We start from the raw sequence: 24,093 nt of genomic DNA on the forward strand, positions 1-24,093 counted from the left end.
AGGGAGTAGGGAATAGGGACGCTGTCATCTCCGGTAATGCCCATTCCCTACTCACTACTCCCTACTCACTCATTTCTTCGCCCTAATCGCCGCCCACACCGTCGACGGCGAGGCCGGCATGGCGATGTCCACAATCCCCAAAGCGTCGGTGATGGCGTTGATGACCGCCGGCGGCGAGCCGATGGCGCCGGCCTCGCCACAGCCCTTGATGCCGAGCGGATTGCTCGGACACGGCGTGTTCGACGTCGAGACCTTGAATGACGGCAGGTCGTCCGCGCGCGGCATGGTGTAGTCCATGTAGCTCGCAGTCAGCAGCTGCCCGCTATCGTCATAGTGCGCGCCTTCCAGCAGCGCCTGGCCGATACCCTGGGCGATGCCGCCATGCACCTGACCCTCGACGATCATCGGGTTGATGATGTTGCCGAAATCGTCCGCCGCGACGAACTGGACGATCTCGGTCGTGCCGGTTTCCGGATCGATCTCGACCTCGCAGATGTAGCAGCCCGCCGGGAAAGTGAAGTTCGCCGGATCGTAGAAGGCGGTTTCCTTCAGTCCCGGCTCCATGCCTGCCGGCAGATTGTGAGCGGTGTAGGCGGCAAGAGCCACCTGGAACCAGGGCAGGCTCTTGTCGGTGCCGGCGACCTTGACCTCGCCATTCTCGATGACGATGTCGCCCTCGTCGGCTTCGAGCAGATGGGCGGCGATTTTCTTGGCCTTGGCCTCGACCTTGTCGAGCGCCTTGGCGATTGCCGACATGCCGACCGCGCCCGAGCGCGAGCCGTAGGTGCCCATACCCATCTGCACCTTGTCGGTATCTCCATGGACGATCGAGACCGAGTCCAGTGGCACGCCAAAACGCTGGTTGACGAGTTGCGCGAAGGTCGTCTCATGGCCCTGGCCATGGCTGTGCGAGCCGGTCAGCACCTCGATCGTGCCGACGGCATTGACCCGCACCTCGGCCGATTCCCACAGACCGACGCCGGCGCCGAGCGAGCCGACCGCCGCCGACGGCGCGATGCCGCAGGCCTCGATGTAACAGCTCATGCCGATGCCGCGCAGCCTGCCTTGGCTGGCGGCCGCCGCTTTGCGCTTGGCAAAGCCGGCATAGTCGGACGCCTGTGTCGCCGCATCGAGCGAAGCGCCATAATCGCCGGCGTCATAATTCATGATGACCGGCGTCTGGTGCGGAAACTCGGTTATGAAATTGATGCGCCGCAACTCCGCCGGAGAGACCCCAAGTTCACGCGCGGCCGTCTCCATTGTCCGTTCGAGCAGATACGTGGCTTCCGGCCGCCCTGCCCCGCGATAGGCGTCGACGGGTGCCGTGTTGGTGTAGACGGTGCGCACATTGGCGTGGATCGTCGGGATGTTGTACTGGCCCGACAGCAGCGTCGCGTAGAGATAGGTCGGCACGCAAGACGAGAACAGCGACATGTAGGCGCCGAGATTGGCGATCGTGTCGACCTTGAAACCGGTGATCTTGTTGTTCCTGTCGAACGCCATTTCGACCGTCGAGACATGGTCGCGGCCATGCGCGTCGGTGAGAAAGCTTTCGGTGCGGTCGGCAACCCATTTGACCGGCACGCCGGTCTTCTTCGACGCCCACAGGCAGACGATCTCTTCGGGATAGATGTAGATCTTCGAGCCGAAGCCGCCGCCGACATCGGGCGCAATGACGCGCAGCTTGTTTTCCGGCGCGACATTGTAGAAGGCGCTCATAACTAGCCGCGCGACATGCGGGTTCTGCGACGTCGTCCAGCAGGTAAAATGGTCCTCGGCCTTGTCGTAATGGCCAAGGGCCGCGCGCGGCTCCATGGCGTTGGGAACCAGCCGGTTGTTGACGATCTTCATGCGGGTGACATGGGCCGCCGCCTGGATCGCCGCGTCGGTCGCCTTGGCATCGCCAATCTCCCAGTCGAAGATAAGATTGTCCTCGGCTTCGGCATGGACCTGCGGCGCACCTTTTTGCAGCGCCTTGGTGGCATCGACCACCGCCTTCAATTCCTTGTAGGTGATCTCGACCGCTTCGGCCGCGTCGCGGGCCTGGCCCTTGGTTTCCGCCACCACGATGACGACCGCGTCGCCGACATAGCGCACCTTGTCGACGGCCAGCGGCGACCACGCGCCCATCTTCATCGGCGAGCCGTCCTTGGAATGGATCATCCAGCCGCAGATCAGGTTGCCGATGCCGTCGGCCTTGAGCTCCTTGCCGGTCAAGACGCCGATGACGCCGGGCATCGCCTGCGCTCGTCTGACGTCGATCTTCTTGATCTGAGCATGCGCGTGCGGGCTGCGCACGAAAGCGGCATGCTTCATGCCGGGAACCACCATGTCGTCGACATAGCGGCCGGCGCCGGTGATGAACCGTTTGTCTTCCTTGCGCACGACCCGAGCGCCGATGCCTTCAATGCCCATAGGAATTCCTCCGGAATAGCGAATAGTGAGTAGCGAATAGTGAACAGTGAGTAGGGAATTGTGCTCGGAGCGGTTCGGCTAAACCGACTACTCGCTATTCACTATTCACTACTCGCTTCTTTCTTACGCTGCCTGTTTCGCCCTGCCCTTCGGCACCTTCGCCATCGTCTGCGATGCGGCGAGGATCGCCTTGACGATGTTGTGGTAGCCGGTGCAGCGGCAGATGTTGCCTTCGAGCTCGGCGCGCACCGTCGCCTCGTCAAGGCCTTCGGGATGGCGCGCGATCATGTCGGTCGCCGTCATGATCATGCCCGGCGTGCAGAAGCCGCATTGCAGCCCATGATGTTCCTTGAACGCGGCCTGCATCGGATGCAGGTCGCCGCCATTGGCAAGCCCTTCGATCGTCACCACGGTCGACCCGGAGGCCTGCACAGCCAGCATCGAACAGGACTTCACTGCCCTGCCGTCGACATGCACGACGCAGGCGCCGCATTGAGAGGTGTCACAACCGACATGCGTTCCGGTGAGACCAAGATTTTCGCGCAGGAAATGAACCAGAAGCGTTCGGTCCTCGGCAGCGCCGCTGATCCGTTTTCCGTTCACGACAAACGAAACGTCCGACATGCATCCTCCCTGGGTATGACCTTGGTAGTCATGCTGCCGATGCGGCTTTGGCGCTCGGCCATGCCCTATTGGTACACTGCACAAAGCGCAAAAAACACACGGCGCTCATTGTACTTTCGGTCATGGACAAAACGAAAATCATGGGCCTGTCCGCCCCATTGCCAAAGAGCGAATAGGGGGCAACAATGCCCTCGACGCCAGCGCGCCGAGAGACATAAAACGGGCGCGCGCAGGAAGCGTCGGAGGATATCGGGAGGAAGCCTCTGGCCAGTTCACGGACGAGCTATGCATCCGGTCTGTCGGCGCTCACCACCGACGAGCCCGACGCCGATGCATTCGCCCGAGCGGTCGCCGCCGAGGCCGCAGCCATCGATGCCGGCTTTGCCCTGCTGTTCTTTTCCCAGAGCCTGCTTGATGCGAGCGTCCTTTCGCAAGCGCTGAAGACCCAAGCGCCGACGCTGGCCTACGCCGCCTGCTCGACCGCCGGCGAGATCACCCCGCAAGGCCTGGAGGAAGGTCATGTGCTCGCCATGCTCTTTCCCTCCGCGTCGTTTTCGGCGGTCAGCACCATGGTCGACAATCTCTCCTCGTCGGGCATGGACAGGATCACTGATGAAGTCGAGGCCTTGCGGCGGTTGCTGCGCGGACGCACCGGCAGTTGCCATGCCAAAAGCACCTTCGCGCTCTGCTTCATCGACGGCCTGTCCTTTGCAGAGGAAGCGGTGACCTCGGCCATCCATTGGGGGCTGGACGACATCCCGCTGATCGGCGGTTCGGCGGGCGACGATTTGAAATTCGAAACCACCAGGCTGATTTCGAACGGCAAGGTAGCGTCCGACAGCGCCATCATTGTGCTGATCGCCACCGAGATTCCGTTCCATGTCTTCAAGACCGACAATTTCATCCCCACCGACGAGAAGCTGGTGGTGACGGCATCCGATCCGGACCACCGCACCGTGCGCGAATTCAACGCCACCAATGCGGCTGAGGAGTATGCAGCCTCCGTCGGCATCGTTGCGCAGAACCTGACGCCGATGAGCTTCGCTTCGCACCCGGTGGTGGTGAAAGTGGGTGGCGAATTTTACTGCCGCTCGATCCAGAAGATGCATCCCGACGGCTCGCTGTCATTCTTCTGCGCCATAGACGACGGCGTCGTGCTGTCCATCGCCCAGCCCAAGGACATGGTGGAATCCACGCGCGCCGCACTGCGCGACGTCGAGCAACGGCTCGGCGGCATCGACATGATCCTCGGCTTCGATTGCGTGCTGCGCCGGCTCGATGCGCGCAACCGCCAGGTGTTCCGCGACATTTCGGAGCTCTACCGGGTCAACAATGTCATCGGCTTCGGCACCTATGGCGAACAGTACCGCTCGATGCATCTGAACCAAACCTTCACCGGCATCGCCTTCGGCGAACGCCAGGCGGCGGAATAGCCCATGCCGCTCAGGGACATCGACGACGTCGACAGGCTGAAGAAGATCAACGCCGCTCTGGTCAGCCGCGTCGAGCGCTCGATGGACCAGCAAGGCAATGCCTTCTCGCTGTTCCAGACCGCGATTTCACTTGAAAACCGCGTGCGTATGCGCACCGAGGAACTGCACTCGACCTTGCGCCGGCTGGAACAGTCGAACATCGACCTCAGCGCCGCCAAGGAAAACGCCGAGCTGGCAAACCTGTCCAAGACCAGGTTCCTGGCCGCCGCCAGCCATGACGTGCTGCAGCCGCTGAACGCCGCCCACCTCTCCGTCTCGGCGCTGGCCGAAGTGCAGACCAGCGACGAGGGCAAGAAGCTGGTCCGCCAGGTCGAGCGCTCGCTGGAGACCATGGAAGACCTGTTGCGCACGCTGCTCGACATTTCCAAGCTCGATGCCGGCGTGGTCCAGCCCGACATCGGCGATGTCAATCTGGAGACGCTGTTTTCCTCGCTGCGGTCGGATTTCCTGCCCGTGGCCGAGATGAAGGGGCTGGCGCTGAAGTTCCGCCCGGTCAGCGCCGTGGTGCGTTCGGACCGCACGCTCTTGCGCCGCATCCTGCAGAATATCCTGTCCAACGCTCTGCGCTACACCCGCTTCGGCGGCGTGCTGGTCGGCACCAGGCATCGCGGCGACACCATCCGCATCGATGTCGCCGACACCGGCTGCGGCATTCCCGAGGATCAGCGCGAGGCGGTTTTCGAGGAGTTCCATCGCGGCTCCGCCATTCCAGCCGATACCGGGATCTCCGGCGGCGGGCTGGGCCTGGGCCTTGCCATCGTGCGGCGCATGGCCGCCGCGCTCGGTCATCCCGTGACGTTCTCCTCGAGGGTTGGGCGCGGCACCATCTTCCACATCGACGTGCCGGTCGGCATCGGCGCCAGCGCCGACGCCATCGCCAGCCTTGCCGAGATGGAGCGGCCGCGCGGCTACGGCCTGTTCGGCACCAAGGTCCTGCTGGTCGAAAATGACGCCGACGTGTTGCAGGCGATGACCTTCCTGCTCGAGCGCTGGCAGTGCCTGGTGCGCGCCGCGACTTCGACCGAGGCTGCGATCAGCCTGCTTGGCGACACCGACTGGGTGCCCGACATCGTCATTGCCGACCAGCATCTCGACGACGGCGACCTCGGCACCGCCACCATCGCCGAAGTCCGCGATTATCTCGGCCGCGCCGTGCCGGCGCTGATCGTCACCGCCGACGGATCGGAGGCCGTCGCCAAGGCAGCCCGCGCCGCAGGCATAGAGCTGATGCGGAAGCCGCTAAAGCCGGCGCAGCTAAGGGCGCTGCTGGCGCATCTGCTGGCTTGAGCCCCATACCCTCCCCTCGATGGGGAGGGTCGGCGCGCAGCGCCGGGGCGGGGTGCAGCGCCAAGCTCCCCCACCCCGCTCCGCTTCGCGGATCGACCCTCCCCACAAGGGGGAGGGTAAAGATCAAAACCCGGCCTGATCGCGAAACAGCTCCGCATTGTCCAGCTTCGACACCTCGATCACCGCTTGCGTGCGGCTGTAGACGTTGAGCTTGCGCAGGATCTCCGAGACATGCGCCTTGACCGTGGTCTCGCCGACCTGCAGCTCGTAGGCGATCTGCTTGTTGAGCAGGCCTTGGCGCAGCATCTGCAGCACGCGCAGCTGCTGCGGCGTCAGTTTGGCCAGCCGCTGCACCATGTCGGCGCGGTCGGCGCTGTCGGCGTCGGGCGGCTGTCCCTCATAGGTCTCCGGCACATAGATCGCGCCCTCCATCACCGAGCGGATTGCGGCCGCAAGATCGCTCTTGCGCGCCGATTTCGGGATGAAGCCGGCAGCGCCATAGGACAACGCCTCGGAGATGATCTTCGGCTCCTCATAGCCCGAGACGACGACCACCGGCAGCCGCGGATGGCGGGTCCTCAGCTGCAGCAACCCGTCAAAGCCATGCACATCGGGCATGTTGAGATCGAGCAGCGCCAGATCGAACGGTTTTATCCCACCCAGGAGATCGAGCGCTTCGGCAATCGAGCGCGCCTCCACCGTGTCGACTTCCGGGTACGCCATCTGCACGGCGCTGTGCAGCGCCTCGCGAAACAGCGGATGGTCGTCGATGATCAGAAACCGGGCGCGATCGTTGATTGCGGTCATGGTGTTTGTTTCAGTTCTCCGTGGGCACGATACTCCCGCTGGTATGGCCAGCTTATTGGCAAATAGTCTATCGCCATCTTAACCCCCGGAGGCGAAGCCGACTTTATCCGACAATCAAGGCGCAGCTCGTGCTTTTGCGGACGCTGATGCCTTGCCCGGGGGTTCAAATCGGTCAAATGTGCCGTCAAGATCCCAAGCAGAGACCCGCGCATGACAGACTTCGTCCTTCCCCTGCCCGCAACACCATCGGTCGCCGTCGCCGGCTCGGCCGAGCGTTTTGCGGTGCGCCGCATCTTCTGCGTCGGCCGCAACTATGCCGCTCACGCGCGCGAACTCGGCAATGACGAGCGCGACCCGCCCTTCTTCTTCACCAAGCCGGCCGATGCGGTGGTCGATAGCGGCACCACGGTCCCCTACCCGCCTTTGACCCAAAACCTGCACCATGAGATCGAGCTGGTGGCGGCGATCGGCAAGGCCGGCTTCCGCATCCCCCGCGCTGAAGCCCTCGAGCATGTCTGGGGCTACGGCGTCGGCATCGACCTCACCCGCCGCGACCTGCAGGACGAGGCCAAGAAAGCGGCGCGGCCCTGGGACTGGTCGAAGGCCTTCGACCGATCGGCGCCCTGCGGCCCGTTGGTATCAGCCGCCAAATCCGGCCACCCGCAAAAGGGCCGCATCTGGCTCGCCGTCGACGGCACGGTGAAACAGGAGGGCGACCTCGCCGAACTGATCTGGCCGATCGCCGATATCGTTTCGATCTGCAGCGGTGCGGTTGTACTACAACCGGGCGACCTGATCTTCACCGGCACGCCGGCCGGCGTCGGCGCGGTGGCGCCGGGTCAGACGATGACCGGCGGTGTCGACGGCATCGGCACCATCGAGATCACTGTCGGCCAAGATTCGATCGGCCAAAATTCCACCGACAAACCGTGATCCGATGAGCGATCTGGTCCTCCATAACTACTACCGCTCCTCCACCTCCTATCGCGCACGCATTGCGCTCGAGATGAAGGGCCTGACCTACGATTACGTGCCGCATCATCTGCGTCATGGCGACCATCTGGAGCCGGCTTACCTAGCGGTCAATCCGCAGGGGCTGGTGCCGGCGCTGATCCTGGGCGACGGCACGCTTTTGACGCAGTCGCTGGCGATCATCGAATATCTCGACGAGACCCATCCCGAACCGCCGCTGTTGCCGAAGGACGCGCTCGGCCGGGCGCGCGTGCGAATGCTGGCGCAGATGATCGCCTGCGACATCCACCCGGTGAACAATCTGCGCGTGCTGACCTCGCTGCGCACTTTGTTCGGCGCCGGCGACCAGGATGTCATCCACTGGTTTCGCCACTGGGTGAACGAAGGGTTCCAGCCGCTTGAAAAGATTCTGGCTTCATCGGATGAGACCGGCACATTTTGCCATGGCGACGCACCGGGCCTCGCCGACATCTGCCTGGTCGCCCAGATCGCCAGCAACGCCCGCTTCGGAGTCGACCTGACACCCTACCCCGAGATCTCGCGCATCCACGCCGCCTGCATGGCGCTGCCGGCCTTTCAGAAGGCAGCGCCGGAGAATCAGATAGATGCCGAATAGGCTCACAATGCCGGAGCAGAGCACGGAGAGTTGCCGATGAAAGCCGTCGTCTTCGAAAAATTCGGCGAAGCGCCGAGAATCCAGACCGTGCCGGATCCTAAACCGGCCGCCGACGGCGTCGTCATCAAGGTCGAGGCGACCGGGCTCTGCCGCAGCGACTGGCATGGCTGGATGGGCCATGACGATGGCATCACACTGCCGCATGTGCCGGGCCATGAACTGGCCGGCATCGTCGTCGCCGTCGGCAAGCAGGTGACCCGCTGGAAGGCTGGCGAACACGTCACCGTGCCGTTTTGCGTCGGCTGCGGCCGCTGTTTCGAATGCAATTCGGGCAATCATCAGGTCTGCGAGCACCAGACGCAGCCGGGTTTCACCGCCTGGGGATCGTTTGCCGAATATGTCGCCATCGAGCATGCCGACACCAATCTCGTACGCCTGCCCGAGGAGATGGAGTTCGCCACCGCCGCCAGCCTCGGCTGCCGCTTCGTCACCTCGTTTCGCGCCATTGTCGACCAGGGCCGGGTGACGCCGGGGGAATGGGTGGCGGTGCATGGCTGCGGCGGCGTCGGCCTGTCGGCGATCATGATCGCCAGTTCCATGGGCGCCAATGTCATCGCCATCGACCTCACCGACGAGAAACTGGACTTCGCCAAAAAGATCGGCGCCGTGGCGACCATCAACGCCGCGACCACGCCGAACGTGGTCAAGGCGGTCAAGCAAATCACCAATGGCGGCGCGCATATGTCGATGGACGCGCTCGGCCACCCCACGACATCCTTCAACTCGATTGCCAATCTGCGCCGGCGCGGCCGCCACGTGCAGGTCGGCCTGATGCTGGGCGAACATGCCCGCCCGCAAGTGCCGATGGACAAGGTGATCGCCTTCGAGCTCGAAATCCTCGGCAGCCACGGCATGCAGGCCTACCGCTACCCCGCCATGATGGAGATGATCCGCACCGGCAAGCTCAAGCCCGAACTGCTGGTCGGCAAGAAGATCAGCCTTGATGAGGCGCCTGCGGCGCTGATGGCGATGGGCGGGTTCGAGGGGATTGGCATTGGGGTGGTGACGAAGTTCTAGGGCGGAGTCGCCCTCCACCACCAAACTCCTAGCGCGCAAATTTCTTCGCCCCGAACACGCAGGCCACCACGCCGAGCGTGACGACAATCATCAGCGGGCTGACCTGTTCGTGCAGCAGCGTCGCTGCCAGCGCCAGGCCGAAAAAGGGCTGCAGTAGCTGCAACTGCCCGACGGCAGCGATGCCGCCTTGGGCGAGGCCGCGGTACCAGAACACGAAGCCGATCAGCATGCTGAACAGCGAGACATAGGCGAGACCCGCCCAGGCGCCGGAGCCGACGCCGGCGAAGGACGACGGCAGCGTCGCAAAGGTCAGCACCAGCATGATCGGCAGCGAGATCGCCAGCGCCCAGCAGATCACCTGCCAGCCGCCCAGCCTGCGCGACAATGCCGCCCCCTCGGCATAGCCCAGCCCGCAGACGATGATGGCAGCCAGCATCAAGCCGTCGCCGATCGGTGATGCTGTTACGCCTTGGGAGAAGGCAAAACCGCCGACAAGCGCGCTGCCGATGCAGGAGAACAGCCAGAAGGCCGGGCGCGGACGCTCGCCACCGCGCAGCACGCCGAAGATCGCGGTGGCCAGCGGCAGCAGGCCGACGAAGATGATGGAGTGGGCGGAGGTGACGTGCTTAAGCGCCAGCGCTGTCAGCAAGGGAAAGCCGACAACCACGCCAAGCGCCACGATGACCAGCGACAGAAAATCGCTGCGCTCCGGGCGCTTCTGCCGAAAAAGCATCAGCATGGCGAGACCGAGCAGTCCGGCAATCGCGGCGCGGGCCGAGGTCAGGAATATCGGATCGAAATCGGCCACGGCCACCCGCGTTGCCGGCAGCGAGCCTGAGAAGATCAGCACGCCGACGAATCCGTTCAGCCAGCCGCTCGCGGTCTTGTCCATTCCAGGCTCCATTGCTTTCGCCCTCTATCGGGCACGTGCCTATGGTGCAGCCAGAGACAATGCAGTACAATTCCATCAAACTGTAATGGCTGATTGAGCAATACAGATGACTGGTCTCGTTCTGGAAGTCGACACCGCACGCACTGTTGCCGCGGCCACTCTGGTCGAAACTGTCATGGCGACCATCCGCCAGCGGATTGCCGCGCGCAGCCTGACGCCGGGCGCGCGGCTGCCTTCGATCCGCGCCTTCGCCAAGGCCATGCAGGTGTCCAAATCCACCGTCGTCGAAGCCTATGAGCGGCTTGCTGCCGAAGGCGCGATCCGCTCGCGGCCGGGCTCGGGTTTCTATGCCGCCGGATCGCTGGCGCCGCTATCGCTGGCCGAGATCGGCCCTCGGCTCGACCGCGCTGTCGATCCGCTTTGGGTTTCGCGCCAGTCGCTGGAAGCCGGCGACGAGATGCTGAAACCCGGCTGCGGCTGGATGCCGGCCTCATGGATGCCGCAGGCGGCCTTGCGCCGGGCGCTGCGCACCGTGGCGCGCGCCGACGATGTCGACCTCGCCGATTACGGCACGCCGCTCGGCCTGCCGCCGCTCAGGCAATTGCTCGCGCGGCGCATGGCTGGCCACGGCATCGAGGTCTCGCCCGAACAGATCATGCTGACCGAATCGGGCACGCAGGCCATCGATCTTCTGTGCCGCTTCCTGATCGAACCCGGCGATACCGTGCTGGTCGACGACCCCTGCTATTTCAATTTCCACGCGCTGCTGCGCGCCCACCGCGCCAAGGTCGTCAGCGTGCCCTACACGCCATCCGGGCCTGATATCGAGCTGTTCGCCCAGGCACTGGCCGAGCACAGACCGCGCCTCTACATCACCAATTCCGCCATCCACAACCCGACCGGCGCGATCCTGTCGCCGGTCACCGCGCACCGGCTGCTGAAACTCGCCGACCAGTCGGACCTGACCATCATCGAGGACGATATCTTCGCCGATTTCGAGCACAGCCCCGCGCCCCGGCTGGCGGCGTTCGACGGCCTCAACCGCGTCGTCCATATCGGCAGCTTCTCCAAGACGCTATCGGCATCGGTTCGCTGCGGCTTCATCGCGGCACCGCGCGACTGGATCGAGCAACTCACCGACCTCAAGATTGCCACCACCTTCGGCGGCGGCCGGCTGGCGGCCGAACTGGTGCTGACGCTGCTTAGGGACGGCAGCTACCGCAAGCACATGGAATTGCTGCGCGCGCGGCTTTCCCGCGCCATGGGCGAGACGGGCGCGCGCCTGAAGGCGATCGGCATCACGCCCTGGATCGACCAACCGGCCGGCTTGTTCCTATGGTGCAGCCTGCCGGATGGCGTGGACGCGGCTGAAATGGCACGCCGCGCGCTGGCCGACAACATCGTGCTGGCGCCCGGCAATGCATTCAGCCTGTCGGGAACCGCCAGCCGGTTCCTGCGCTTCAACGTTGCCCAATGCCAAGACGAGCGGATTTTCAGGGTGCTCAAGGGGGCAATGGCGCGCTGAGGGCTCAGCGGGAGGCCGCGCAGACCTCCCGAACGCAATCTCGCAGCCAGCGTTGCGCCGGATCGGCATCGAGCCGTGGATGCCAGAGCATCGAGATGGTGACCTCCACCGTGGCGACCGGCAGCAGAAAGCTGACCATGCCGGCGCGTGCGCCTTGCGTGTGCCGTTCGGGCACGCTGGCAATAAGGTCCGAAGCGCGCGCCATGGAGAGTGCAGCCGAAAAGCCGGAGACCATGCACGCCACGGTTCGCTGCAGGCCGAGCAGCGCCAAAGTCTGATCGATCGGCCCTCTTTCCCGACCCCGCCGTGAAACGCTGATGTGGCGGCCGGCCGCGTAGCGTTCAGGCGTTACCGCGCCTTCACTCAAAGGGTGGCCGGCTCGCACAGCACCGACGAAGCGGTCGCGAAACAGCGCCTGTATCAGCACTTCAGGTCCGGCCTCGCCGTCAACGCCGATTTCGAGGTCGATGTCCGCGTCGCGCAGCGAGGCGACATCCTTGTCGGATTTGGGCCTAAAGCGCAGCCGCGCGCCCGGCGCCTCGGCCTGGATGCGGGCGACAAGACGCGGCCCGAATTCCTCGACGAACCCTTCATTGGTGCGCAGCGTGAAGATCTGGTTCAGCTTTGCCAGATCGAGCAGCCTGGCGGGACGCAATAGCGTTTCCGCATCGTGGACGACACGGCCGGCCTGCTGCCGCAATGCCTCCGCGCGCGGCGTCGGGACCAGGCCGCGGCCGGCGCGGACCAGCAGCGGATCACCGGTCGCTTCCCGCAGCCGCGCCAGCGTGCGGCTCATCGCCGACGGGCTGAGCCGTAGCCGGCTGGCGGCGCGCGCCACGCTGCCTTCGGCGAGCAAAACGTCGAGCGCGAACAGCAGATTGAGATCGGGCGATGCCATCGGCGGATTGTAGCACATGCCATGGCGTTTGGCGCACGAATAAGATGCAAATGCTGCGCCTTCCGCCATTCCATCCTGACGACTAGATCTCCGACAGGTCCGGTTGCGGGACTGACAAGGAGGAAATCGCCATGGCAATTGCTGAGCAGAACGAGTGCGCATCGGCGCCGCACAACACCCGGTCCGCAGGCCTGGCCCACTCTCCTGTCTTGGCATTGGCCAGCCTGTCGCTCGCCACGCTGCTGTCCTCGCTTGGAACCAGCATTGCCAGCGTTGGACTGCCTTCCCTCATGCAGGCGTTCGGTGCGTCCTTCCAGTCCGTGCAATGGGTGGTTCTCGCCTATCTGCTCGCCATCACCGCCCTGATCGTCAGCGCCGGCCGGCTGGCCGATATGGTCGGCCGCCGGCCGTTGCTGCTCGGCGGCATCGCGCTGTTCACACTGGCCTCGGTGCTCTGCGGCCTGGCGCCGACGCTCTGGCTGCTGATTGCGGCGCGCGCCGTGCAAGGGCTGGGTGCCGCGCTGATGATGGCGTTGACGCTGGCCTTTGTCGCGGAGACCGTGACCAAGGAGAGAACCGGCAGCGCCATGGGCCTGCTCGGCGCCATGTCGGCGATCGGCACGACGCTCGGACCCTCGCTCGGCGGCTTGCTGATCGCCGGCTTTGGCTGGCGGGCGCTCTTCCTCGTCAATGTGCCGCTCGGCCTCCTGACCTTTGCCCTCGCCTGGCTGGCCCTGCCTGCCCGCGGCAAGGCTGCGGGCGTTCAAGGCGGGTTCGACGCGATCGGGACGGTCTTGCTAGGCCTGACGCTCGCCGCCTATGCACTGGCCATGACGCTCGGCCACGGCCATTTCGGCGCCCTCAACACCGGCCTGCTGGTTGCCGCCGGCATCGGCGTCGTTCTGTTCGGCGTCGCGCAGAAGAGGGCGAAGAATCCCTTGATCCGGCTTGCCCGGTTGTACGACATCCGGCTCAGCGCCAGCCTCGCCACGAACCTCGTTGTCGCCACAGTGATGATGGCGACCCTGGTGGTCGCTCCGTTCTATTTGTCGCGAGGGCTGGGGCTCAATGCTGCGATGGTCGGCGTGGTCCTGTCGACAGGTCCGCTGGTCTCCGCGCTCTCGGCACTTATCGCCGGCCGCCTCACCGATCGCTTCGGTACCAACAGGATGATGATCGCCGGACTATTCGGCCTGGTCAACGGCACCTTGCTTTTGTCGCTCGCCGCAACAAAACTCGGCATTGCCAGCTATATCGTGCCGATCGCCGTCACCTGCTTCGGGTACGCCCTGTTCCAGACATCCAACAATGCCGTCATGAGCGGTGTCGCTGCCGGCGAGCGCGGCGTGGTGTCCGGCCTGCTCAATCTGTCGCGCAATCTCGGCCTGATCACCGGCGCATCGCTTATGGGCGCCATTTTTGCGGCTGCCTCGACGGGAGAACGGCAAAGCCAGGACATGCTGACCTCAGCGGCAGCCGCGCACGGCATGCAGGTTACCTTTCAGACGGCAACGGTCCTGGCGGTGGCTGCGCTGTTGCTGGCACTGCTCTCGACCCGCGCCGGCGGCAGGCTGTCGGGTGCGGCAACAGCCATCATGACCGAAGATAGGGAGCTTACGCTCCCGCCCGCTTGCGCCGCTCATAAAGCATGACCAGCGTTTCGGCGGTCAGCGCCGGCCTCTGTTCGCCCTCGATCTCGACCGTATTGGCGGCCTTCATCAGATACTGGCCCGGCCCCTTGTCCTCCACCGACAACAGCGTCGTGCGCAGCCGGATGCGTGCGCCGACCCTGACGGGCGCCAGGAACCGCACCTTGTCGAAGCCGTAATTGAAGGCGGCTTGCGTGTTTTCGGGTACGATGCCCATGCCCAGCGCCAGCGCGCCGATGATCGACAGCGTCAGATAGCCATGCGCGATCGTGGTGCGAAATGGGCTCTGCCGCTTCGCCCGCTCCGGATCGACGTGGATCCACTGATGGTCGCCTGTGCATTCGGCAAACTGGTTGATGCGGTTCTGGTCGACGGTCGTCCATTCCGACACGCCGAGCTCCTGCCCGGCCATCGCCCTTAACTGCTCGAAGGTCGGCGGCGTTTTCGGCCGTAGTTCCGTCATTCCTGCTTTCCCGGTGGCTCCCAGTGCCTCGGACCACGAACGGACGGCTCCTGTCAATTCGCCCGTTGCGATTCCGTTCCGCGATTTTCCGCCAAACAGCGTCCCTCGTCCATGCTCATGCGCCGCAACCGGCCCACTCCTCTCATGGTTGCGTTGAGAGTCACTTCTTGTCATAGCCCGAGCGGATTTCCTCCATCGCTTCCTTGATGCGGCTGCGCAGGATTTCGATCGATTCGGTGCCGGATTTCTTGACCAGCTCGGCCACTTCGCCGGCATTTTTCAGGGCGGCTTCGAAGGATTTCCTGGCGAACTCCGCCTGTTTTGTCATCAGTTCCTGGGGATTGCCCGGCGCCTTGTAGCTCTGCGCCATGTCGCTGACTTCACGCAGCGTGTCCTGCAGCATCTCGCGCTGTCTGGACAACAATGAGGTCGCGCCGGCAGCTCCCGCCCGCGCCGATCTTTCCAGGGCCTCGAGGTTCTTGCGATGATGCGCGAGGATCGCCTCGACATTCGGCACCTTCAGGTCACGGCCGAACCGGCTGAACATGTCAAGGAACGAATCGGAGTCGGGTTGTTTGGCCATTGCTCGTGCTCCCCAGTGTCGCAAATGCTGAACCCTGTTCTGGACAATAGCACTCGCGCGCCGTGTGTCCATTCGGACGCCCAAGCAATTCAGCGGCAATGCAGCATCAGCCAGCGAGAAACAGCCTCTCCGCCGTGTAGAGCACGAGACCGGCCAGGCCGCCAATAATCATGCCATTGAAGCGGATATATTGCAGGTCCCTGCCGATGTTCATCTCGATCAGCCTCGTCAGCTGGGCAAGGTCCCAGCGCTTGACCTGGTCGGCGATGAACGTCGACACACCGCTCTTCTGGCGCTCGACGAATGACGACAGCGCCACGACAAAGCCCTGGTTCATGTCGGCCCTGATCTGCGGATCGCCTGAGAGATGGCGGCCGACCTCGACGAACATGTTGGCGAGATGCGCGCGAACAATCGAATTCTCCGCCTTGGCGTCCTGTTCGATGAACACGCTGAGGCTCTGCCACATGTCGCCGGCGAGCGACTTCACTTCCGGCCGCGCCAGGAAATCGCGCTTCAGCTTCTCGGCCCGTTTGGCGTATTGCTTCGAGGTTCTGAGCCGCTCGATGAAGCTGTGCGCGAAACGGTCGAATTCGGCGCGCATGGGATGGTCGGGGTCGGCCCGCACCTCGTCAAGCAGCGAACCGGCGGAAGCGACGATCTTCTTCAGCAGATAGGCGTCGGCTCTGAACAGGTTGAACAGCGACGGCAATTCCTCGCGGATTTTCTCGCGCATGGTCGCCAGCGCCTCTTCATCGTTCAGGAACCGGCCGATCACCCTGGTGAATTCGTCGAAGAGTTTCTGGTGGCGGCGGTCGTCGGTCAGTGCCGACAGCAATTCGGCCGCGAGCGGCGCCAGCGGCACCTTGTCGATCTGCTCCAGCATGCGGCTGGTGACGAAGCCGCGCAGGCCGGATTGCTCGATCGCCGCAAGCGTCTGCGGGACCAGCCGTACGACGAAGCGTGACAGGCCGGCAGAGCGTTCGGCGTCAGTCAGCCAGTCGGCGACGAGTGCAGCAAAATCGACCTCGGCCAGCTTTTCCCGCACCGGCTCCGGCGCCAGAAAATTGACCTCGATGAAGCTGCCCAGATTATCGGCGATGCGGTTCTGGTTCGCTGGGATGATGGCGGTGTGCGGGATCGGCAGGCCCAGCGGCCGCTTGAACAGCGCCACCACCGCGTACCAGTCGGCCAGGCCGCCAATGGTCGCCGCCTCGGCGAAGGCCGCCACGAAGCCCAGCCACGGATACTTGGCCTCGGACGATTTGGCCACGGCAAAAACCACGACGCAAAGCACCAGCGCAGCCGTGGCGAGGAACTTTGTCCGCCGCAACGCGAAAAACTTGGCGCCCGTCTCGGCATCAAAACCGCCAGGCGCCAGGGACGAAGCCGATTGGGACATGATACGCCGCTCCTCATCGATCTCTTGGCTATCTGGCATGGGCTATTTAGGGGGTGTTTGGGCCCGTAGCATGATCGGATGGGCCGATTTCGTCCGGGAATTGCCGGTTTCGCACGCAAAGTTGACAAGAATGTTCATCTATCATGCAATCCCAGTCTGGAATTGTTCCAAGGTATAGGCCATATTCCGATCAGGCCAGTGTGGGCGAATCCGAAACTCCGGGTGAGAAAGCCGCACCAGCACAATCTAAAATCTGGTGCAGTTCCAACGCGCCAGCACTCGGGTGAGGAATGAAATGCGGCTGACGCGCCAGACCAACTACGCCATGCGCATCCTGATGTATTGCGCCGCCAACAACGATCGCCTGAGCCGCATCCCCGAGATTGCGGCCGCCTATTCGGTGTCGGAGCTTTTCCTGTTCAAGATCCTGCAGCCGCTGGTCGAGCATGGCCTGGTCGAGACGGTGCGCGGCAGGAATGGCGGCGTGAGGATCGGCCGCCCCGCCGAGCAGATCAGCCTGTTCGACGTCGTACGGGTGACCGAAGAGAGCTTCGCCATGGCCGAATGCTTCGAGAACGACGCCGCCGAATGCCCGCTGGTCGACAGCTGCCAGCTGAATTCGGCGCTGCGCGAGGCGCTCAACGCCTTCTTTGCCGTACTCTCCCGCTACACTATCGCCGATATGGTAGCGGCGCGCCCGAATGTGCGTCATTTGCTCGGCATCGACATGCTGGTCCAGCGAGCTCCGGCCGCCTGAGTTTTCTAGTGCATGTCGCTCAAAAGTGGCCCCGGTTTTGAGACAACGACATGCATAAAAACAAAGACCTAAAGCGCGTCGCCTGAGTCCGTTCAAACGCGACCCGCTTTTAGGCGGCTGACTGCGGCAAGACGAACGGCATGTTCGCCGCCGGCAACACACCGACCCTTAGCCGACAATCGAACACCTTTTCGATCAGATCGTCGCTCAGCACCTCCTGCGGTGAACCGTCGGCGGCGAGCCGGCCGCGATGCATCACGAAAATCCGGTCGGCATACATGGCCGTCAGATTGAGGTCGTGCAGGATGGCGATCACACCGCCGCCGCGCCGGGCGAAATCGCGGGCGATGTTCATGATGATCAGCTGGTGCTTGATATCGAGGCTGGAGACCGGCTCGTCGAGATAGAGATAGCGCGGCTTGCCGTCCAGCACCGGCGCCCAGACCTGGCACAGCACGCGCGCCAGCTGCACACGCTGTTGTTCGCCGCCCGAAAGCTCCTGATAGAACCGGCCGGCAAAGCCGTCGAGGTCGACCCGCGCCAGCGCCCGCTCGGGCAGACGATCATCTTCGCCCGGCAGAACGCCGGAACGGCCGCCGATAAGGCCGAGCCTGACCACTTCGTGCACGGTGAAGGGAAAGGACAGCGTCGCGGCCTGCGGCAGCACGGCACGCACGGTGGCGGCCTCCACCGGCTTCATCGCCGTGAGATCGCGCCCGTTGACGGCCACTGTCCCCGCAAACGCCAGATCGCCCGACAACGCCTTCAAAAACGTCGTCTTGCCCGAGCCGTTGGGTCCGACGATTGCCGCAATTTCGCCCGGCCGCGCGACGAAATCGACATTGGCAACAATGCGCCTGCCGCCGATCGCTACCGAGACATCGCGTGCTTCGATCATGCCGGCCTCATAGTTTCAAATCTAACAAGTCGATTACCCCGCGCTTGCGCAGCAGGATCCAGAGGAAGAACGGTGCGCCGGCGATCGCCGTGACGATGCCGATCGGCAGTTCGGCCGGCGCCACGATGACGCGGGCGACGGCATCGGCAATCAGCAGCATCGAGGCGCCGAGCAGCGCCGAAGCCGGCAAGAGATAGCGATTGTCCGGACCGATCAGCAGCCTCAGCAGATGCGGCACGACGATGCCGACAAAACCGATGCCTCCGCTGACTGCGACAGAGGCGCCGACCGCTGCCGAGACGCCGACGATCGCGGTGTATTTCAGCCGCTGTACCGGGATGCCGAGATGTCCGGCCGTCGCCTCGCCGAGCGCCAGGGCGTTGAGGCCTTTGGCCAGGAACGGCATTGCCGCAAGCGCCAGGATGATGATCGGACCGACGGAAGCGATCTTCGGCCAGGTCGCGCCGCCCAGCGAGCCCAGTTGCCAGAAGGTCAGATCGCGCAACTGCCGGTCGTCGGCCATGAAAATCAGGATACCGGTCAGCGCCATGGCGAGGGCTGCGAGCGCAATGCCGGCAAGCAGCATGGTGGCGACCGATGTGCGCCCCTGCCGCGTGGCGACGCGGTAGAGCACCAGCGTGACCGCAAGGCCGCCGCAGAAAGCGGCGAGCGGCAAGGCCAGCCCGCCGAGCGCCAGAGTGAGCGGCGCCAGCCACGTCGTGCCGAGCACGATGACGGCGACCGCGCCGAGGCTCGACCCGGCGGAAACGCCGATCAGGCCGGGATCGGCGAGCGGGTTGCGAAACAGGCCTTGCATGACCGCACCCGATACGGCCAGTGCCGCCCCGATGAGCACACCGAACAGTACGCGCGGCATGCGGATATCGTAGACGATCAACCGGTCGCGGGCACCAAGCGCGGCGTCGTCCGGCATGGCGCCGGTCAGCCAGTCACGAATGACACCAACGGCCGATGCATCGGAGGCGCCCGACCTCAGCGACAGGAACATCGAAAGGGCAAGCGCCACACACAGGAGCACAATAACCATGCGAGCGCGCCCGGAACGATCGCCCTCGGCCACCTTGCCCGCCGCGCCGGCGATCGACTGATCCACCATCGGCTCAGTCCGTGACCTGGCTGCCATAGAGCGAGGCGGCCAGATCGTGGATGGCATCGGCCGTGCGCGGCCCGAAGCCGAGCAGATAGCTGCCATCCATCAGGATCAGTTTGCGGCCTTCACCCGCCGGCGTCGAGGTGATCGACGGGATGGCGAACAGCTCGGCCTCCGCAATCGGCGGTCCGGCATTTTTCATCGCCAGGATCACGTCCGGCCTGGCGGTTACGATGGCCTCGTCGGACATCTGCTTGTAGCCGGAAAAACCTTCGACGGCGTTGACCGCACCGGCGAGCTTGATGATGCCGTCGCCGGCGGTGTCGGTGCCGGCGGCCAGGATCTTGCCGCCCTGGATCGACAGCACGAACAGGATGCGCTTGCGCTGCTTGATCGACGCCGTCTGCTTCTCGGCCGCCTTCAGCTTGGCATCGGTCTCAGCCACCAGCGTCTCGGCCTTGGCGTCGACGCCGAGCGCCTTGCCGACGATGCGGATCTTTTCCAGGATGCCGTCATGGCTGTAATGCTCGGGCACGTCGATGAACGGAACGCTCGACTTTTTCAGCACATCGACCGCTTCCTTCGGCCCACTGCCATGCAGCGCCAGAATGCCCGAAGGATTGACCGACAACACGCCTTCCGGCGACAGCTGGCGCATATAGCCGACGTCGGGCAGCGCGACCGCGGCGGCGGGGTAGCGGCTGGTCGAATCGCGGGCGACGAGATGACCTTCCTCGCCAAGCGCGTAGACGATCTCGGTGATCGAACCGCCGATCGCCACGATCCGCGACGTGTCGGCAAACACGGCCACGTTCTCGCTGGCCGGCACTGGGGCGGCAATAAACAGCGACAGGCCCATGGCCGCGGCAAGCATCCTGAACAGTGAAATCATCGTCGTTTCCTCAGGCTGCGGTCGGGCTTGGAATGCGCGGCAGGTTCTCGGCAAGGAACCGCCAGTCGTCGCGCTCGCCCTCGCCTTCATGGCGCTTGCCGAAGAACTGGATGATCATCTTGCCGTCGGCGCCATAGGCTTCGAGCGAGGTGACATGACCGTCCTTGGTCGGTTTGCGCACCGCCCACACCTCCTGGATGTGGTCGGTGCGCAGATGCAGGTGGAACGTCTCGTCCATCACGTTGATCCACGGCCCCATCGGCCTGATCGACTTGACGGGACCGGAATGGATCTGGATGCAGCCTCGGTTTCCGACAAAACACATGATCGGCATGCCGTCGGCGGCGGCATGGTGGAACATGGCGCCGATGGCGTCATTGTCGAGCAGCCAGGCATAGTCCTGGCCGACCATGCGCACGGCCTGGCGGCGGGTGAGCTTCAGCGTTTTCAACATGCCAAAGAACTGATGCACGTCGGTCAGCCGGCTCCAGCGGTCGCGCAGATCATCGATGTCTGCGGCAATGCCCGACGTCTCCGCGTCGTCGTCGGCCAGGCCTGCGATAGACACGGTCGCCTCCTGGTTCGGCGATTCGAGTGCGGCCACGAGCTTCTGGTAGGCATAGAGATTGGACGCCGGCCGCAGATGCACCTTGTGCACCGCATCGCCGGCCGCGTCGAAGAATTGCAGGCTGCGGCGGATGTCGCCACCGTCGCGCTTCTCGACGGCAAAGCCATGCGCCCAGACCTTTGGAAAGATACGCAGGTCGATGTTTTCGCCCAGTACCATGGCATTGTGCGCACCTGTGACAACCTTGTCGTAGACGCCGATCTTCTCGTGCACCGCGCTTTCGTTGCGGGTCAGTGCCATCACTTCGCCAACGGCATCGAGGCCGGTCAGCAGATCGTTGACCCTGGGCTCGACGCGCACGACACCGTCGCCGCAATGCGCGGCGACCAGTTCGGCTTCGGAAATACCGAGCTCGGCGGCAAGATCGCGCTCGCGCGCTTTCGGATTGTCTGCCCGCGCTCGCCGGATTTCATGCGGTGCGGGTTTTACGCGCTGGTCCATGTCCTGCTTACCTGTCCTGCCTGGCGTTTTGGCCTGTCTGGCTGTTTCATCACTTGTTGAGGATGAGCTTCCCCTGGCGGGTGATCTTCAGCCGATAGAGCGCGCCATGGTGCTCGATGCCAATCTCGTGCTCGCCCTGGAACAGCGTGTTGGAGGACAGCGTCCGCACCGCCAGCGGCACCCGGTCGAAGCGGGTCGGCGTCTCCTCGGAACGGCGGACGCGGTAACGGAAGTCGTTGGGATTGTGGGTGTTCATCTCTTTCGATCCCTTTCCTGTGCCGGGCAACTGGCTAGGCGTTGCAAATGCCGATTCATTTCTTGACTTGAATTATCATGTTTATTAGTCAGTGCAATACCGGACTAAATGAGTCAATATTTAAGACGCCGGACGGAATGAAAAAAGCCAGCGAGCGCCAAGCCAGCCAGCGTCGAACCTGGAATTTGGAGTTGGGGCATGGGCTTGGGAAATTCTGGACGACTGGGTCTGGCGAGCACCGGTCCGGTGCATCGGTCTATGGCAAAGGTGGCCTTGCTTGCGGGGGCAGCGACGATCGCGCTGCTGACATCGCCGGCCAGCGCTCAGCAGGCCGCTCAGCCGGCCGCTGACCAGGCCGACCAGACCAGGAAAACCGAGGACACCAAGCCGGCGCCCGCCGGCGCGACCCTGCTGGACAAGATCCTGGTCATCAGCCGCACCGGCGAGACGGCAATCGAATCGCTGGCCTCTGCCAGCCATGTTGACCAGGAACAGCTCGACCGCCGCATGGCGACGACGCCGAACGAAATGCTGCTCGGTGTGCCTGGTGTCGTCGTGCAGGCCGATGCGCGACGCGTCAGCTCCAGCATCAACATCCGCGGCCTGCAGGATTTCGGTCGCGTCGCCGTCATCGTCGACGGTGCCAGGCAGAATTTCCAGCGCTCAGACCACGGCACGCAGTCGACCTTCTATGTCGATCCCGAGCTCATCAAATCCGTTGACGTCATTCGCGGACCGACCGCCAACACCTACGGCTCCGGCGCCATTGGCGGCGTCGTCTTCTTCGACACCAAGGATGCGGTGGATTTCCTCAGACCGGGCGAAACCTGGGCCGGCTCCGTCACCGGGCGCTATGAAAGCAACGGCAAAGGCTGGACCGCCAGCGCCAGCGGCGCCTACAAATTCAACGACGATTTGGATGTGCTGGGCAACATCGTCTACCGCGACTACGGCGACTACAAGAATGGCAGCGGCGACACCGTCGCCGGTACCGGTTTCGACGTGCTGAGCGGCCTGCTCAAGACCACAATCCGCCCGAGCGAGAACAGCGAATTGAAGCTCGGCTGGGTCGGCTCGAGCGACGGCTGGACGGAAACCAGCGGCGGCGTGCCGGCCAACGACGTCGACCTGAAGTCGAACACCTTCACCGCCCGCTACAACATCACTGACGACGCCAGGAGCTGGCTCGATCTCCACATCAACGCCTCCTACAACAAGACCAATCTGGACCTAACGACGCTGGCGCCGCAAAACAGGTTCGATCCAGTCACTGGTCTTCCCGTCGTGCTGCCGGCAGGATCGATGTCGACTTTCGATGTCGGCACCACCGGCATCGACATCTGGAACACGTCGCGCTTCGAAACCGCCGGTATCTCGCACGAGCTGACCTATGGCGGCGACTGGGCGGGCGACATTGTCGAGACCGGCGGCACGTCGGGCGGCGACTCCTTCTACACGCCGTCGGGTAAGCGCAACGTCTCGGGCGCCTACATCCAGGACAAGCTGACCTGGGACTGGCTCGAGATCATCACCGGCCTGCGTTACGACAATTACAGCCTCGAAGACAGCACCCACGAAACGTCAGGTGATCGTCTGTCGCCGCGCATCACCGTTGGTGTCACGCCCTTCGAAAGCGCCAGCCTGGCGGGCCTGCAGTTCTATGGCACCTACGCGGAAGGCTACCGCTCGCCGTCGCTGACCGAAACGCTGATCAGCGGCAACCATCCGGCGGGCGTCACCTTCCCGTTCCTGCCCAATCTGAACCTGCGGCCAGAAACCGGCAAGACCACCGAGTTCGGCGTCAACTACAAGCTGAACGACCTTGTCGAGGCCGGCGACGCGTTCCGGCTCAAGGCCGGCTACTTCCACAACGATGTCGACGACTACATCGAAGGCGTCACGCTGTCGGCATTCGACCCGACCAGCGGCTGCCCGTTCGGCCCCGGCATTCCGATCTGCTTCCAGTACCAGAACGTCGCCCAGGCCAAGATCAACGGCTTCGAACTGGAAAGCGTCTACGATGCCGCCTGGGGTTATGCCGGGCTGTCGGCCTCGATCATCAGCGGCCACACCATCTCCGATGAAGGTGAGCGCGCCGACCTTGCCGCCATCCCGTCCTCGCAGGTCACCGGGCAGCTCGGCTTCCGCTTCCTTCAGGACAAGCTGACCGTCGGCGGCGAGGTGCAGTACAACGGCAAGCCGAAGGGCAACCCCGTAGCCAAGGATTATACTCTGGTCAACGCCTTCGCCAGTTACCAGGCCACCGACAATCTGAAGGTGGACTTCCGCGCCGACAATTTGTTCGACGTCAAATACACCAACCCGCTGAACGGCGGCACCACCGCCGTCATCTATGAACCCGGCATCACGCTGAAGCTGGCCGCAACCATGCGCTTTGGAGGCTGAC

General features: G+C 63.9%; 22 protein-coding genes. 9 read left to right on the forward strand and 13 right to left on the reverse strand.

Annotated features, from left to right (window positions below; translation table 11 throughout):
• Positions 1-69 precede the first annotated feature (69 nt).
• Positions 70-2,415 (reverse strand): xanthine dehydrogenase family protein molybdopterin-binding subunit, encoded by a 2,346-nt coding sequence (locus X727_RS158155; protein WP_023730732.1) that lies wholly within the window; start codon positions 2,413-2,415, stop codon positions 70-72.
• Between the two features lie 123 nt (positions 2,416-2,538).
• Positions 2,539-3,039 carry a (2Fe-2S)-binding protein gene (locus tag X727_RS158150; protein ID WP_023725653.1) on the reverse strand — a complete coding sequence of 167 codons (501 nt, stop codon included), beginning with the start codon at positions 3,037-3,039 and terminating at the stop codon, positions 2,539-2,541.
• 296 nt (positions 3,040-3,335) lie between these two features.
• Between X727_RS158150 and X727_RS158145 the strand changes: the two genes are divergently transcribed.
• A complete protein-coding gene (locus X727_RS158145) occupies positions 3,336-4,472 on the forward strand; it encodes an FIST signal transduction protein (protein WP_031194757.1) in 1,137 nt (378 codons plus the stop codon).
• Positions 4,473-4,475: 3 nt separating this feature from the next.
• Complete coding sequence (locus X727_RS158140; protein WP_023805427.1) at positions 4,476-5,819, forward strand: hybrid sensor histidine kinase/response regulator; 1,344 nt, start codon at positions 4,476-4,478, stop codon at positions 5,817-5,819.
• Positions 5,820-5,942: 123 nt separating this feature from the next.
• On the opposite strand, the gene X727_RS158135 is transcribed toward X727_RS158140, so the two are convergent.
• Positions 5,943-6,626 carry a response regulator transcription factor gene (locus X727_RS158135; protein WP_023672627.1) on the reverse strand — a complete coding sequence of 228 codons (684 nt, stop codon included), beginning with the start codon at positions 6,624-6,626 and terminating at the stop codon, positions 5,943-5,945.
• Positions 6,627-6,836: 210 nt separating this feature from the next.
• Between X727_RS158135 and X727_RS158130 the strand changes: the two genes are divergently transcribed.
• Genes X727_RS158130 through X727_RS158120 form a run of 3 tightly spaced genes read left to right on the forward strand, consistent with a single transcriptional unit; the run spans position 6,837 to position 9,291 of the window.
• Complete coding sequence (locus X727_RS158130; protein WP_023672628.1) at positions 6,837-7,559, forward strand: fumarylacetoacetate hydrolase family protein; 723 nt, start codon at positions 6,837-6,839, stop codon at positions 7,557-7,559.
• Between the two features lie 4 nt (positions 7,560-7,563).
• Positions 7,564-8,214, forward strand: coding sequence for a maleylacetoacetate isomerase (maiA, locus tag X727_RS158125; protein WP_023688172.1), 651 nt, complete (start codon positions 7,564-7,566; stop codon positions 8,212-8,214).
• 36 nt (positions 8,215-8,250) lie between these two features.
• Positions 8,251-9,291: a zinc-dependent alcohol dehydrogenase family protein gene (locus X727_RS158120; protein WP_023833808.1), complete on the forward strand. Its 1,041-nt coding sequence runs from the start codon at positions 8,251-8,253 to the stop codon at positions 9,289-9,291.
• A 28-nt stretch (positions 9,292-9,319) separates the two neighbouring features.
• Here the strand turns inward: X727_RS158120 and X727_RS158115 are convergent, their stop codons facing one another.
• On the reverse strand, positions 9,320-10,183 hold the full coding sequence (locus tag X727_RS158115) for a DMT family transporter (protein ID WP_023833809.1): 864 nt from the start codon (positions 10,181-10,183) through the stop codon (positions 9,320-9,322).
• A gap of 106 nt (positions 10,184-10,289) precedes the next feature.
• Between X727_RS158115 and X727_RS158110 the strand changes: the two genes are divergently transcribed.
• Positions 10,290-11,708 (forward strand): PLP-dependent aminotransferase family protein, encoded by a 1,419-nt coding sequence (locus X727_RS158110; RefSeq protein ID WP_031203997.1) that lies wholly within the window; start codon positions 10,290-10,292, stop codon positions 11,706-11,708.
• Positions 11,709-11,712: 4 nt separating this feature from the next.
• Here X727_RS158110 and X727_RS158105 read toward each other — a convergent pair whose 3' ends face one another.
• Positions 11,713-12,606 (reverse strand): LysR family transcriptional regulator, encoded by an 894-nt coding sequence (locus X727_RS158105; protein ID WP_023833811.1) that lies wholly within the window; start codon positions 12,604-12,606, stop codon positions 11,713-11,715.
• A gap of 131 nt (positions 12,607-12,737) precedes the next feature.
• Between X727_RS158105 and X727_RS158100 the strand changes: the two genes are divergently transcribed.
• Positions 12,738-14,258, forward strand: a complete 1,521-nt coding sequence (locus tag X727_RS158100) for an MFS transporter (protein ID WP_023833812.1) — start codon at positions 12,738-12,740, stop codon at positions 14,256-14,258.
• On the opposite strand, the gene X727_RS158095 is transcribed toward X727_RS158100, so the two are convergent.
• The 3 genes from X727_RS158095 to X727_RS158085 form a co-directional block, all read right to left on the reverse strand.
• Complete coding sequence (locus X727_RS158095; RefSeq protein WP_023681725.1) at positions 14,221-14,718, reverse strand: MaoC family dehydratase; 498 nt, start codon at positions 14,716-14,718, stop codon at positions 14,221-14,223. The genes X727_RS158100 and X727_RS158095 overlap by 38 nt on opposite strands.
• 160 nt (positions 14,719-14,878) lie before the next feature.
• A complete protein-coding gene (locus X727_RS158090) occupies positions 14,879-15,301 on the reverse strand; it encodes a phasin family protein (RefSeq protein ID WP_023672638.1) in 423 nt (140 codons plus the stop codon).
• 106 nt (positions 15,302-15,407) lie between these two features.
• Positions 15,408-16,703, reverse strand: a complete 1,296-nt coding sequence (locus X727_RS158085) for a DUF445 domain-containing protein (protein ID WP_023744750.1) — start codon at positions 16,701-16,703, stop codon at positions 15,408-15,410.
• 295 nt (positions 16,704-16,998) lie between these two features.
• Between X727_RS158085 and rirA the strand changes: the two genes are divergently transcribed.
• A complete protein-coding gene (gene rirA, locus X727_RS158080) occupies positions 16,999-17,460 on the forward strand; it encodes an iron-responsive transcriptional regulator RirA (protein WP_023672640.1) in 462 nt (153 codons plus the stop codon).
• Positions 17,461-17,569: 109 nt separating this feature from the next.
• Here the strand turns inward: rirA and X727_RS158075 are convergent, their stop codons facing one another.
• The 5 genes from X727_RS158075 to hemP are packed head-to-tail and all read right to left on the reverse strand — an operon-like array spanning position 17,570 to position 21,686.
• Entirely contained in the window at positions 17,570-18,358 is a 789-nt protein-coding gene (locus X727_RS158075) for a heme ABC transporter ATP-binding protein (RefSeq protein WP_023744749.1), read from the reverse strand.
• A 7-nt stretch (positions 18,359-18,365) separates the two neighbouring features.
• Positions 18,366-19,475, reverse strand: coding sequence for an iron ABC transporter permease (locus tag X727_RS158070; protein WP_023833813.1), 1,110 nt, complete (start codon positions 19,473-19,475; stop codon positions 18,366-18,368).
• 4 nt (positions 19,476-19,479) lie between these two features.
• Complete coding sequence (locus X727_RS158065; RefSeq protein ID WP_031204000.1) at positions 19,480-20,361, reverse strand: hemin ABC transporter substrate-binding protein; 882 nt, start codon at positions 20,359-20,361, stop codon at positions 19,480-19,482.
• A gap of 10 nt (positions 20,362-20,371) precedes the next feature.
• Positions 20,372-21,430 carry a hemin-degrading factor gene (locus X727_RS158060; RefSeq protein ID WP_023833815.1) on the reverse strand — a complete coding sequence of 353 codons (1,059 nt, stop codon included), beginning with the start codon at positions 21,428-21,430 and terminating at the stop codon, positions 20,372-20,374.
• A gap of 49 nt (positions 21,431-21,479) precedes the next feature.
• Positions 21,480-21,686 carry a hemin uptake protein HemP gene (gene hemP, locus X727_RS158055; protein ID WP_023673860.1) on the reverse strand — a complete coding sequence of 69 codons (207 nt, stop codon included), beginning with the start codon at positions 21,684-21,686 and terminating at the stop codon, positions 21,480-21,482.
• A 258-nt stretch (positions 21,687-21,944) separates the two neighbouring features.
• Between hemP and X727_RS158050 the strand changes: the two genes are divergently transcribed.
• Positions 21,945-24,092 (forward strand): TonB-dependent hemoglobin/transferrin/lactoferrin family receptor, encoded by a 2,148-nt coding sequence (locus X727_RS158050; protein ID WP_081726055.1) that lies wholly within the window; start codon positions 21,945-21,947, stop codon positions 24,090-24,092.
• The last annotated feature ends 1 nt before the right edge of the window (position 24,093 follow it).

Source organism: Mesorhizobium sp. L103C105A0, assembly GCF_000502215.1.
Taxonomy (GTDB): domain Bacteria; phylum Pseudomonadota; class Alphaproteobacteria; order Rhizobiales; family Rhizobiaceae; genus Mesorhizobium.

Excerpts from the sequence above, each read along its gene's own strand:
- X727_RS158090 (WP_023672638.1), bottom strand. The coding sequence starts at position 15,301 with ATGGCCAAACAACCCGACTCCGATTCGTTCCTTGACATGTTCAGCCGG.
- X727_RS158070 (WP_023833813.1), bottom strand. The coding sequence starts at position 19,475 with ATGGTGGATCAGTCGATCGCCGGCGCGGCGGGCAAGGTGGCCGAGGGC.
- X727_RS158100 (WP_023833812.1), top strand. The coding sequence starts at position 12,738 with ATGGCAATTGCTGAGCAGAACGAGTGCGCATCGGCGCCGCACAACACC.
- X727_RS158085 (WP_023744750.1), bottom strand. The coding sequence starts at position 16,703 with ATGTCCCAATCGGCTTCGTCCCTGGCGCCTGGCGGTTTTGATGCCGAG.
- X727_RS158115 (WP_023833809.1), bottom strand. The coding sequence starts at position 10,183 with ATGGACAAGACCGCGAGCGGCTGGCTGAACGGATTCGTCGGCGTGCTG.
- X727_RS158130 (WP_023672628.1), top strand. The coding sequence starts at position 6,837 with ATGACAGACTTCGTCCTTCCCCTGCCCGCAACACCATCGGTCGCCGTC.
- X727_RS158095 (WP_023681725.1), bottom strand. The coding sequence starts at position 14,718 with ATGACGGAACTACGGCCGAAAACGCCGCCGACCTTCGAGCAGTTAAGG.
- X727_RS158135 (WP_023672627.1), bottom strand. The coding sequence starts at position 6,626 with ATGACCGCAATCAACGATCGCGCCCGGTTTCTGATCATCGACGACCAT.
- X727_RS158105 (WP_023833811.1), bottom strand. The coding sequence starts at position 12,606 with ATGGCATCGCCCGATCTCAATCTGCTGTTCGCGCTCGACGTTTTGCTC.
- X727_RS158050 (WP_081726055.1), top strand. The coding sequence starts at position 21,945 with ATGGCAAAGGTGGCCTTGCTTGCGGGGGCAGCGACGATCGCGCTGCTG.
- hemP (WP_023673860.1), bottom strand. The coding sequence starts at position 21,686 with ATGAACACCCACAATCCCAACGACTTCCGTTACCGCGTCCGCCGTTCC.
- maiA (WP_023688172.1), top strand. The coding sequence starts at position 7,564 with ATGAGCGATCTGGTCCTCCATAACTACTACCGCTCCTCCACCTCCTAT.
- X727_RS158120 (WP_023833808.1), top strand. The coding sequence starts at position 8,251 with ATGAAAGCCGTCGTCTTCGAAAAATTCGGCGAAGCGCCGAGAATCCAG.
- X727_RS158110 (WP_031203997.1), top strand. The coding sequence starts at position 10,290 with ATGACTGGTCTCGTTCTGGAAGTCGACACCGCACGCACTGTTGCCGCG.
- X727_RS158140 (WP_023805427.1), top strand. The coding sequence starts at position 4,476 with ATGCCGCTCAGGGACATCGACGACGTCGACAGGCTGAAGAAGATCAAC.
- X727_RS158155 (WP_023730732.1), bottom strand. The coding sequence starts at position 2,415 with ATGGGCATTGAAGGCATCGGCGCTCGGGTCGTGCGCAAGGAAGACAAA.
- rirA (WP_023672640.1), top strand. The coding sequence starts at position 16,999 with ATGCGGCTGACGCGCCAGACCAACTACGCCATGCGCATCCTGATGTAT.
- X727_RS158075 (WP_023744749.1), bottom strand. The coding sequence starts at position 18,358 with ATGATCGAAGCACGCGATGTCTCGGTAGCGATCGGCGGCAGGCGCATT.
- X727_RS158150 (WP_023725653.1), bottom strand. The coding sequence starts at position 3,039 with ATGTCGGACGTTTCGTTTGTCGTGAACGGAAAACGGATCAGCGGCGCT.
- X727_RS158060 (WP_023833815.1), bottom strand. The coding sequence starts at position 21,430 with ATGGACCAGCGCGTAAAACCCGCACCGCATGAAATCCGGCGAGCGCGG.
- X727_RS158065 (WP_031204000.1), bottom strand. The coding sequence starts at position 20,361 with ATGATTTCACTGTTCAGGATGCTTGCCGCGGCCATGGGCCTGTCGCTG.